Origin of the sequence: Daejeonella sp., from assembly GCF_049655485.1 — a bacterium.
Classification (GTDB): domain Bacteria; phylum Bacteroidota; class Bacteroidia; order Sphingobacteriales; family Sphingobacteriaceae; genus Daejeonella.
The window spans coordinates 24466-35409 of record NZ_JBASJU010000007.1; the positions used below are offsets into that span (position 1 = coordinate 24466).

Annotated in this window: 9 protein-coding genes and 1 pseudogene; 9 read left to right on the forward strand and 1 reads right to left on the reverse strand. The window is 42.0% G+C overall.

Annotation, left to right across the window (positions count from 1 at the left end):
- The first annotated feature begins 12 nt into the window (after positions 1-12).
- From WBJ10_RS00330 to WBJ10_RS00360, 7 genes are read left to right on the forward strand one after another with little or no spacing between them, the layout of a single operon-like run.
- On the forward strand, positions 13-1677 hold the full coding sequence (locus tag WBJ10_RS00330) for a hypothetical protein (RefSeq protein ID WP_424287501.1): 1665 nt from the start codon (positions 13-15) through the stop codon (positions 1675-1677).
- 47 nt (positions 1678-1724) lie between these two features.
- A complete protein-coding gene (locus tag WBJ10_RS00335; RefSeq protein ID WP_424287503.1) occupies positions 1725-2819 on the forward strand; it encodes an SPOR domain-containing protein in 1095 nt (364 codons plus the stop codon).
- A 3-nt stretch (positions 2820-2822) separates the two neighbouring features.
- Positions 2823-3530, forward strand: coding sequence for a MotA/TolQ/ExbB proton channel family protein (locus WBJ10_RS00340; RefSeq protein WP_424287505.1), 708 nt, complete (start codon positions 2823-2825; stop codon positions 3528-3530).
- Positions 3527-3925, forward strand: coding sequence for an ExbD/TolR family protein (locus tag WBJ10_RS00345; RefSeq protein WP_424287507.1), 399 nt, complete (start codon positions 3527-3529; stop codon positions 3923-3925). The genes WBJ10_RS00340 and WBJ10_RS00345 overlap by 4 nt, the downstream gene beginning before the upstream one ends.
- Positions 3925-4746, forward strand: a complete 822-nt coding sequence (locus WBJ10_RS00350) for an energy transducer TonB (RefSeq protein ID WP_424287509.1) — start codon at positions 3925-3927, stop codon at positions 4744-4746. Before WBJ10_RS00345 ends, WBJ10_RS00350 begins: the two co-directional genes overlap by 1 nt.
- Positions 4747-4764: 18 nt before the next feature.
- Positions 4765-6114 carry a bifunctional folylpolyglutamate synthase/dihydrofolate synthase gene (locus tag WBJ10_RS00355; RefSeq protein ID WP_424287511.1) on the forward strand — a complete coding sequence of 450 codons (1350 nt, stop codon included), beginning with the start codon at positions 4765-4767 and terminating at the stop codon, positions 6112-6114.
- Positions 6111-6395, forward strand: a complete 285-nt coding sequence (locus WBJ10_RS00360; RefSeq protein WP_424287515.1) for an energy transducer TonB — start codon at positions 6111-6113, stop codon at positions 6393-6395. Before WBJ10_RS00355 ends, WBJ10_RS00360 begins: the two co-directional genes overlap by 4 nt.
- 131 nt (positions 6396-6526) lie before the next feature.
- Here the strand turns inward: WBJ10_RS00360 and WBJ10_RS00365 are convergent, their stop codons facing one another.
- Positions 6527-7945, reverse strand: coding sequence for an APC family permease (locus WBJ10_RS00365; protein WP_424287512.1), 1419 nt, complete (start codon positions 7943-7945; stop codon positions 6527-6529).
- Positions 7946-8233: 288 nt separating this feature from the next.
- On the opposite strand from WBJ10_RS00365, the gene WBJ10_RS00370 reads away from it, so the two are divergent.
- Both WBJ10_RS00370 and WBJ10_RS00375 read left to right on the forward strand, forming a co-directional pair.
- Complete coding sequence (locus tag WBJ10_RS00370) at positions 8234-10468, forward strand: sodium-translocating pyrophosphatase (protein ID WP_424287513.1); 2235 nt, start codon at positions 8234-8236, stop codon at positions 10466-10468.
- A gap of 216 nt (positions 10469-10684) precedes the next feature.
- A pseudogene (locus WBJ10_RS00375) lies at positions 10685-10944 on the forward strand (amino acid transporter); the annotation flags it as partial.

Consider the following 10944-nt stretch of genomic DNA (forward strand, 5'->3'; position numbering starts at 1 on the left):
ATGGTAAAAAAGATGAAGATCCCTTTTCTAAAATATATAATTCTACCTGCTGCCCTGTGCTTTTCAAATGCTCTTTTAGCACAAGATAAACCACAACCTGCTCAACCTACCGGCACACTTACAGAAGAAATTGAAGTAGTTAGGCCGTACAAGCCTGTACTGGCTGACGCTGTGAAAATTCGTCGGAGCCCTGATTTGAAAAATGATCAGCCCTATAAAGCTGTCCAGACTTATAACATCGTAGATAAAAAACTGGAACTAAATTCCAACATCAAAGAACTTGATGCTCAGAAAATGAGCGACGAGGCAGAACTTGTTCTTAGTAATAATTATGCCAAGGGAGCTGCTGGGAGCTCAGGAACTGCATTAGGAGAAGTATACGTCAACACTGGCCGCGATCAGGCTTTGCAGGCCGGGGCATTTTTCAAGCATCTCTCTCAAAACGGTGATCAGGACCGCCAGCAATTTTCTACTCAACAAGTAGGTGTTTTTGGTAGATCCCTTATGGATTCCTACTCACTCTCAGGAAAACTAATGTACGACCGCAGATCTACCTTCTTCTACGGGTTCAATCCGGTGTCGTCGGCTATGGTTAACATGGATAAACAACGATTCGGGACATTAATCGGGCAGGTTGAACTCATGAATAATTACACAGAGAACTCGCCTTTCGATTATTCATTAAACCTTAATGCCTATCAGTTCGGTAATATAAATGAAGGAAGGGAAAGCACCGCGATTATCAGCGGGTCGGTTAATAAGACCATCAGCATGCTTAATCTTGGACTGAACGCATCAGCCGATCTCACATCGGTAAAAGATTCGGCATATAAAATGGGGAATAATATTCTTCGCGCTAACCCCTATATCCAGCTTAAGGGAAAAGGCTTCGTGTTAAATATAGGAGCTAATATTGTTCAGGAATTTGGAGACAACAGCAGGACAAATATTTTTCCAGCTGTTTCCGCTGAAGCACCTGTGGTACCAGACTATGCCATTCTATTCGGGGGAGTAAACGGTGACGTTTTAAAGACTTCTTTAAGAGACCTAACCATGGAAAACCCTTTTCTGAATCAGAACATTTCCATCAAGAATTCAGTTGAAAAAATGAACATCTACGCTGGCGTTAAAGGGAATGCTGGTGCTGAATTCGGTTACAAGGTAATGGGATTCTACAAAAGCGTGGATGACCTCTTGTTATTTGTGAATAATCCTGCTGTTATCAATCGCTTTGACGCTATTTATGACAACGGCACCAGTAAAATTTTCGGACTGAATGGACAATTCAACGTTAAAGCTTCAGAGGTACTTAATTTGACAGGTAAAGCTGAGATTTATAATTATGAAATGGAATTTGAGAAAGAGGCCTGGTTTAAACCGAACCTGCGTCTCACAACAAACGCACGTTTCGACCTGAATGAAAAAATAATAATTGACGGTGAGCTCCTGTTCCAGGGTGAAACTTCGGCAAGAACACCGGGCACTTTAAGCTCCCCGGTAAATGTTGTTGAAATAAAAAGCTTTATGGATATAAGCGCAGGCGCTGAATACAGAATTAATAGTAAAGCAGGAGTTTTTCTTCGTGCGAATAACCTGTTGGGCAAAACCTACCAAAAATACCTTTACTATTCCAGGCTTGGTTTGAATGTATTCGGAGGACTGAACTATTCATTCTGATCGTTTGTTTTTGCTGCTTGAGAATTAAAAATTAACTTTACCGGCGGATGGATATTGGGTCATACATAGCGGATTTATTGAGTAAACAGGATGAAGTAAGCCTTCCCGGCCTGGGTACTTTTTCCAAAGCGAAGGTCTCAGGATCTTATGACCGGATAAATAATTCATTCACGCCCCCGTCTTATCGGATTACTTTTAGCAAGGAAGTTTCTGACTCTACTTTGCTTAACGAATATATTAGTGCGAAGAAAAATTTATCTGCTTCATCAGCTGAATACTTCGTTAAACGATTTATCTCGGGACTCATGGAGGTTCTCAAAACCTCCGGGATCGCTGCTATAGCTCCACTGGGCACCATCCGTCAGAAAGATGAGGTTTTGTTTTTTGAAGCTTCAGAAGATTTCCATGTTCCCGGGAAGTATTATGGATTAAAACCTCTTCCTGATCTGGTACCGGCTTCTCAGGCAGCCACTCCGACTCCAACTGTCCAGGATCTTATTACCCCACCTGCCGGGCAGGGCAATACAATAGAAGATTTTATCACCGGTCAGGGGGAAGAGGAAGAAGTTTCGGAGGAGGAGGAAGTTGAACTTAATGACTCCCGGAAAAACTCCACCTTATGGATAATCGCCGGAGCTTTACTCTTTGTGATTATTGGGTCGATAATACTTTACTTATTCAACCCTGTTACGAAAAACCTGATTGACAGCATGATGCCGGAACTGGTGCAAGCCCCTAAAGATCAACCTGAATATCCAAAACAAACTGAAATTACACCTGCAATTACACCCGATACGTTGAATGCAGCAGTGCCTGCCCCAGAACCTGACAGTGCATTAATAGATTCACCTGCCACCACGAACCTGGAAAATTCCGTACCGGAGACAGTGTCTAACGTCAGAAAAATTGAAATTATCGGCGCAACATTTGGAAAACGCAGTGAAGCTGATACATATGTTAAGACTATGAAGGCACGCGGTTTTGATGCGAAAATAGCTGACGATATGCCGGGACGCCTTTTCAAGGTTAGCCTTGGTTCATTCTCCGATGAAGAGACTGCACAAATAGAATTGAATAAAATCGTTCAGGAAGTTGAAAAAACTGCCTGGATTGCTAAATATAAACCTAAGAAAACCCAATAACCAATGTTTCTACTTCAGATTGATACCCTATCCCCCATTACAGATTCCGCCTCAGCCGCTGCCACAGCAGTGCAAACCATGCCCACTGCTGAAGAGTTGAGATTTATTGATTTGCTGTTTAAAGGTGGCTGGGTGATGATTCCTCTTGTTCTCCTTGCATTTATTGCATTAGTTATTTTTGTAGAACGATACATCACGATTAGGAAAGCTTCCAAAGATGAAATGAACCTAATGATGCAGGTAAGGCAAAATATAAAAACCGCACGCCTCGAGTCGGCCCTGGCACTTTGCCGTAATAGTAACACCCCTCTTGGCCGGATGCTTGAAAAAGGACTTGTTAGAATTGGCAGGCCGATTAAAGATATTGAAGGAGCAATTGAAAACGTAGGTAAGCTTGAGGTGTCGAAACTGGAGAAGAACATCAGTATCCTGGGAATTATAGCTGGTATTGCTCCCATGCTGGGTTTCGTTGGTACTATTATAGGTGTTATTACCATTTTTCATGAAGTATCTGTAAAAGGTATAATTGAAATTGGCACAATATCAGGTGGTTTATATATGAAAATGATTACATCGGCTACAGGGTTGATCATCGGAATTATAGCATATGTGTTATATCATATTCTCAACATCATGGTTGACAGGATTATCCTTAAAATGGAGACTGACGCAATTGAATTTATTGATTTGTTAGAAGAACCAGGGAAATGAACTTTAAAAAACGAAAACGTGGGGCGGTAGAAGTTCATACATCAGCATTGAACGATATTATGTTCTTTCTGCTGTTATTCTTCCTTCTTGCTTCTGCAGTTGCGAACCCAAATGTTGTAAAACTGTTTCTTCCGCGATCTAGCTCGGGACAGTCTATTCCGCAGAAAACAATCAATGTATCAATCACCAAAGATCTTGAGTATTTTGTCGAGAAGAAACCTGTTGCAGCGGCCGACCTGTATAAAAGCATTGAAATTTATCAGCGCGCAGCTCCCGAACTCACAATAATTCTGTATGCTGATCGTACTATTGCAATAGAAAATGTAGTAGAACTGACAGACATCGCAAACCAATTGAAAGTGAAGCTTGTTTTAGCTACGGAGACAAAAAAATAATGCAGTACCAAAGGCAAGAAGAGAATAATTATCCTAAAGCATTCGCAATATCCACTGGGATAATGGCCATCTTGCTTGCCATCAGCTTTTTTATTATAGCTAGCCGGGTAGAGCCTGAACAGATAGGCACGGGCGGAATTATAGTCAATTACGGCACTTCTGAAATTGGGATGGGCGATGATTACATGAGTATTGAAGAACCTTCGACTGCTCCGGATGCCAATAATACTCCTCCTGACAAGGTGATAACTGAAAACCAGGAAATTTCTGATCCGGTGTCTGAAGTAACCGATAAATCTATTGTTACCCAAAACTCTGAAGACGCTCCCGAAATAGTAACCAAAGCAACGACCGCGGCAACATCGCCTTCGGTGAGTCTGCCGGCCAAGGAAAATAAGCCGACAGTGAACCAGAACGCACTTTATAAGGGAAAGAAAAACGATGGGAAAGGTGCTGGTGACGGAACAGGTGAGACCCCGGGTAACCAGGGAAGTAAGGACGGTGATCCATTATCTCCGGATTATGGCGAAGGCGGCTCGGGATTTGGCGGAGTAGCACTGGATCTGAAAAGCAGAAGATTTACTAATCTTGACATTCCAAAAGATGAGGGTCAGAAATACGGGCGGGTTGCTGTAAGGATTTACGTGGATAAAAATGGAGTTGTTGTTAAAGCAATTCCAGGAGTAAAGGGAACTACACTATCCGATAAGGCCATTTGGGAAAAATGCCGCGTAGCTGTAATGGGTGCGTCCCTGAATAAACTGGAGTCTGCACCCGAAACACAGATTGGGGTAGTGATGTTTAATTTTAAAGTAAAGTAGCCCCACTGCGGGAACATTATGTCGCCCAGCAAACCTAAATCTTCACAGCCGGGTAAGCCCTTTAAAACATATAAAGACACTCTCGAATATCTTTATGCACGTCTGCCCATGTTCACCAGAATTGGCCCAGCTGCGTTAAAAGCGGATTTAACCAATACCATCGAACTGTGCAAACGTATTGGGGATCCGCAAAATCATTTCAAAAGTATTCATATCGCTGGTACAAACGGCAAAGGTTCGACATCTCATATGCTCGCTGCAATAACGCAGACTGCAGGATATAAAACCGGATTATATACCTCCCCTCATTTAAAAGATTTCAGAGAACGGATCAGGCTTAACGGTGAAATGGTCAGTGAAGATTTTGTGGTGGAATTTGTAAATCGTCAGCGAAATAATATAGAGGAAATCGACCCCTCTTTCTTTGAAGTTACCGTAGCGCTTGCATTTGATTATTTCGCGCAACAAGAGGTGGATATAGCCGTGATAGAGGTTGGATTAGGGGGTCGCTTGGATTCCACGAACATTATAAGCCCTTTAGTGTCCGTGATAACTAATATCGGTTATGACCACATGAATATTCTTGGGAACACTTTGACAGAAATTGCTTCCGAAAAGGCTGGGATAATTAAACCCGGAGTTCCGGTGGTTGTTGGTGAGCAGCATGCGGAAACCACCCCAGTGTTCGTTAAAAAAGCTGGAGAAAGCCAATCCCCTATGGTTTTTGCATGCAAAGAATGGAATATTGCAAAAAGTGGGTTTCAGCAAAGCAATGAGTACTTGAGTATCCTGGCTGAGGAGGCTGGAACTCCTCTTTCGGGACAAAAATCGTTAGCGTTAGAACTCGATTTAACCGGGTCATACCAGTTAAAAAATTTGGCTACTGTCCTTAGTTCGGTATCAGAGTTGAGAAAAGCGGGCTTTGACATCACAGACGATCATCTTATTGAAGCACTAAAGCAAGTTAAAAACCTCACGGGACTGGCGGGTAGATGGCAAATCATAAGCCAGAAACCCTTAGTCATTTGTGATACAGGGCATAATGAAGATGGGATTCGTGAGGTGTTAAAAAACATACAACTCCAGCAATACAACAACCTGCATATGGTTATTGGAATGGTCAATGACAAAGACATCCATAAAATCCTGCAATTACTCCCTAAAAACGCTATATACTATTTCTGCAGTCCCGATATACCCCGGGGTAAATTAGCGACGGAATTAAAAGATGAGGCATCGGCTTTCGGTTTAACCGGCAATAGTTTCAAAAGTGTAAGTCTGGCACTTCAAAAGGCTAAGGAGAGTGCCTCAGACGACGATCTGATTTTTGTTGGCGGAAGTACGTTTGTAGTAGCGGAAGTGGTCTGAGGACCGAAGTCGGAGGTCGGAGGAAATTTCTACGCAAGAATTTAAGATATCCGTGTAATGCAGCCGAATTAGGGATTCAGGGGAAAGTATTCCTAAGTTTTATTATTGAAAGGAACGACGATCTTTCCCATATAAAAGTATTGAGGGGAATAGGCAGCGGACTGGATGAAGAAGCAGTAAGGGTACTTACTAAATCACCTCAATGGAAACCCGGCATTCAAAATAACCAGAAAGTAAGGGTAGCCTATACACTCCCGATTAATTTTTCTCTGACTAATTAACAGCCTATATAGAGAAGGCCTGAATTACGTATTGTAATTCAGGCCTTCTATTAAAACAATTTTCCTAATTTAGTTAGTTGTATCATACCTCCTACTTCAGACCTCGGACTTCCAACTTCCGACTTCTGATCTCAGACCTCAGCCTTCTGAGTCGCCCTCCACAAATAATATATAGGCACCCCACTTAGCATAATCCCCAATCCAACCCAAACGAATTCCTGTTTGTAGATAATCAGCAAAGTACAGAAAGCAATTCCCATAATTATATATAGGGCTGGTAAAAAAGGATATCCAATCGCTTTATACGGACGTTCTGCATCCGGCATTTTGTATCTTAAAATATAGATTCCAATAATGGTAAGGACGTAAAATATCACAACTACAAAGGATATCATGTCTAGTAACTGACCATATTTTCCGCTAAGGCATAGAATAGATGCCATGATACACTGTATCCAAAGACCAAATTCCGGAACAGCATGCTTATTTAAAGTCGCAGTTTTCCTAAAGAACAAGCCGTCGTTCGCCATGGTATGATAAACTCTGGCTCCAGCCAAGATTAAGCCGTTGTTACATCCGAATGTCGAAATCATGATCATTAAAGCAATAATAATAGTACCTGAATTTCCGAATATTACCCCGGAAGCAGCCACTGCCACCCGGTCTTTATCAGCCGTAGCGATTTCGTTGAGAGGAAGCACAGCAACATATACCAAATTCGCCAGAACGTAAACAACCGTGACTATCAAAGTTCCAAGGAAGAGGCTTAAGCCTATGTTCCGTTGAGGATTCTTTACTTCACCCGCGATAAAAGTTATATTATTCCATGCATCACTGCTGAAAATAGAACCTACCATTGCAGCCGCTACCGCGCCTAAAGCGGCAGCCATCGTATACGACTCGACTGAACCATCAACATTCAGCTTTTGCATAGTCCAGGCATTCGTCCAGTTTGCGTCCCAAACATCTGGCTTAAGCATTATAAATCCGAAAATTATCAGGCCGAACAAGCTTACAAGCTTAGTCAATGTGAAGGTTGTTTGGATCATTTTCCCGCCTTTAACCCCTTTGGTGTTAATATAAGTCAATAAAATAATGGTGCCTATGGCAAGAACCTGGGCTGGCGAAATGGTAAGGGATCCAATATTAAGCAGAACGAGGTCTTCACTGACCCCCGGGATCAGGTAAGCTGTGAATTTCGAAAACGCGACACCTACGGCTGCAATCGTACCCGTCTGAATTACAGCGAAGAAACTCCATCCATACAGAAATCCGATTAAAGGATTATATGCTTCCTTAAGATAAACATATTGCCCTCCTGCCTTGGGAAACATCGCGCTAAGCTCTCCATAGCTTACAGCGGCTATTAGGGTCATCAGCCCGGTGATCAGCCATACGGCGATTAACCATCCGGATGATCCCACATTCCTTGTGATATCGGCTGCTACAATAAAAATACCTGAACCGATCATGCTGCCCGCTACTATGAGTGTAGCATCAAGCAAACCGAGTTCACGTTTCATTTCTGTTGGTTCTGAGATTTCCTTCATTTGTGATATTTGGTGTTGAAATAAAGCATTAAACTTACGGTAAAAATTATCTCAAAATCAATTAAATTATCTAAACGCTCTCCTGGCATTAAAATGCCTGAAATAAGGCTCAAAAAACTGAAATAAATACATAACACAACACCCTCATTATCAGCTAACAAATCCGAAAACAGAAAACAATATCGCTGAATATCAAAACATTATAGTCCCTTATGTTTGAATAATAGAATAAGCCTGCTATTTTTGCGGTCACGTTAAAAAATTAACCAAACTAAACAGAGATTATTCATGGAGTTTTTAGAGGAAAATTTGATTTACATAATACCGCTTTTAGGAGTTGTGGGAATTGTTATTATGGCCATTAAATCGGCCTGGGTGAGCAAACAGGATGCTGGCGATGAAAATATGCAGCGCCTTGCAGGATACATTGCAGATGGGGCAATGGCATTTTTGAAAGCGGAATGGAAAGTGCTCGGATATTTTTCAGCTATTGCAGCGATATTACTTGCTTATTCAGGTACCCTTGTTGAAACTTCAAGCTGGGTTATTGCTATATCCTTTCTGATAGGTGCATTTACGTCTGCACTGGCAGGTTATATCGGTATGAACATCGCCACAAAATCGAATGTACGTACTACACAGGCTGCCAGAACCAGCTTAGCAAAAGCACTTCAGGTATCATTTACCGGCGGAAGTGTTATGGGTATTGGCGTTGCCGGCCTTGCCGTTCTCGGACTTGGAAGTTTATTCATAGTCTTTTATCAGATGTATGTGGTAAATGTTAACGGAGACGTTAACGGAATTGAAATGGTCAAAGCACTTGAAGTCCTGGCAGGATTTTCACTTGGAGCTGAATCTATCGCTCTTTTCGCACGTGTTGGTGGGGGTATTTATACCAAGGCTGCCGATGTTGGTGCCGATCTTGTAGGTAAAGTTGAAGCTGGAATCCCTGAAGACGATGTTCGTAACCCTGCAACTATCGCCGATAACGTTGGTGATAACGTAGGTGACGTAGCAGGAATGGGAGCCGATCTTTTTGGATCATACGTTGCCACCATCCTTGCGACCATGATCTTAGGCCGCGAAATTAAATCAGTTGATAACTTCGGAGGCATCGCTCCAATTCTTTTGCCGATGCTGATTGCCGGGATAGGTTTGATCCTGTCAATTGTGGCATGTTCTTTTGTAAAAATTAAAAAAGAGACAGACAGCGTTCAAAATGCGCTTAACCTGGGTAACTGGTCTTCTATAATTCTGACAGCGATAGTTTCGTTTTTCGCTGTACAATGGATGCTTCCTGAAGCGATGGTTATTCGCGGATTTGAGTTCACCAAAATGGATGTGTTCTATGCCATTATTGTTGGATTAATTGTTGGAGCTCTTATGAGTATCATTACAGAATATTATACAGCTATGGGTAAACGCCCGGTAATGAGCATTATACGTCAATCATCGACCGGACATGCAACTAACATCATTGCAGGTTTATCTGTAGGTATGGAATCAACCGTATTGCCAATACTTGTCCTGGCTGGCGGAATTTATGGTTCATTCTACTTTGCAGGCTTCTACGGCGTGGCTATAGCTGCAGCTGGAATGATGGCTACCACCGCTATGCAGCTGTCAATTGACGCTTTTGGACCGATAGCAGATAATGCCGGTGGAATTGCTGAGATGAGTGGATTACCTCCGGAAGTGAGAGAACGTACTGATAATCTTGATGCCGTAGGTAACACTACCGCTGCAACAGGAAAAGGTTTTGCCATTGCTTCTGCTGCGTTGACTTCTTTGGCTTTATTCGCCGCTTTCGTTGGTGTTGCCGGTATCAATGCTATTGATATTTACAAAGCTGATGTACTGGCTGGATTGTTCGTGGGTGGTATGATTCCTTTCATATTCTCTTCGCTTTGTATCTCGGCTGTTGGCCGTGCGGCGATGGATATGGTTAATGAAGTTCGTCGCCAGTTCCGTGAGATTCCAGGAATTATGGAATATAAAGCTACACCAGAATACGAAAAATGCGTTGCTATCTCCACAAAGGCATCTATACGTGAGATGATGCTTCCAGGAGCGATCGCTTTAATAGTACCAATAATAATAGGATTCACTTTCGGTGCTGAGGTACTGGGTGGTTTATTAGCGGGAGTTACAGTTTCAGGTGTTTTAATGGGTATGTTCCAGTCTAATGCTGGTGGTGCCTGGGATAACGCCAAGAAATCGTTTGAGAAAGGTGTTGAAATTGACGGCGAAACGTACTACAAAAAATCTGAGCCGCACAAGGCTTCTGTTACCGGCGATACCGTTGGGGATCCTTTTAAGGACACATCTGGCCCATCAATGAATATCCTCATCAAATTAATGTCTATCGTATCGTTGATTATTGCCCCTCACCTTTCTGAAGGCAATTCTCATGTAGCTGCAAAAATGGATGTAATGAAGGATACAAAAACTATCTCAGTGAATGCATCAGGCAATACAATTGTTAAAACTATTAACAGTAAAATTGAACCGGTTGCCAAATAATTTATAAAGCACGATATAAAGGGGGATTTCTTCGGATCTTCCCTTTTTTTATTTTCAAAAACGTATTGATAATTATATCGAAATCCGACAACGTTTGATTAGTGATCCATCCACTAAACAAATGAACCAAGGGTTTCATAATTCAAATAATAATAATTACGTTTGAGATCAGTAAAATCATAAATAGCATAGATAAAAACTTACTAAACCAATTGTATGTTCCACAAAAAATCAATCGAACAGTTAATGTTCGAATCAGCTCAAACAGGTGAGGGCACGTTAAAAAGATCATTAACCAGTGTAAATCTGGTCGCGCTAGGTATTGGAGCAATTATAGGAGCTGGATTATTCTCGTTAACTGGTATCGCAGCAGCAGAAAATGCGGGTCCTGCCGTAACCATTTCGTTCGCACTTGCAGCTTTCGCATGTGCATTTGCTGGTTTATGTTATGCAGAATTTGCGTCAATGATTCCTGT

What these genes read in the sequence shown, in the direction of transcription:
- WBJ10_RS00350 (WP_424287509.1), top strand. Translation starts at nt 3,925, where the DNA reads ATGCAGTACCAAAGGCAAGAAGAGAATAATTATCCTAAAGCATTCGCA.
- WBJ10_RS00340 (WP_424287505.1), top strand. Translation starts at nt 2,823, where the DNA reads ATGTTTCTACTTCAGATTGATACCCTATCCCCCATTACAGATTCCGCC.
- WBJ10_RS00365 (WP_424287512.1), bottom strand. Translation starts at nt 7,945, where the DNA reads ATGAAGGAAATCTCAGAACCAACAGAAATGAAACGTGAACTCGGTTTG.
- WBJ10_RS00345 (WP_424287507.1), top strand. Translation starts at nt 3,527, where the DNA reads ATGAACTTTAAAAAACGAAAACGTGGGGCGGTAGAAGTTCATACATCA.
- WBJ10_RS00370 (WP_424287513.1), top strand. Translation starts at nt 8,234, where the DNA reads ATGGAGTTTTTAGAGGAAAATTTGATTTACATAATACCGCTTTTAGGA.
- WBJ10_RS00355 (WP_424287511.1), top strand. Translation starts at nt 4,765, where the DNA reads ATGTCGCCCAGCAAACCTAAATCTTCACAGCCGGGTAAGCCCTTTAAA.
- WBJ10_RS00335 (WP_424287503.1), top strand. Translation starts at nt 1,725, where the DNA reads ATGGATATTGGGTCATACATAGCGGATTTATTGAGTAAACAGGATGAA.
- WBJ10_RS00330 (WP_424287501.1), top strand. Translation starts at nt 13, where the DNA reads ATGAAGATCCCTTTTCTAAAATATATAATTCTACCTGCTGCCCTGTGC.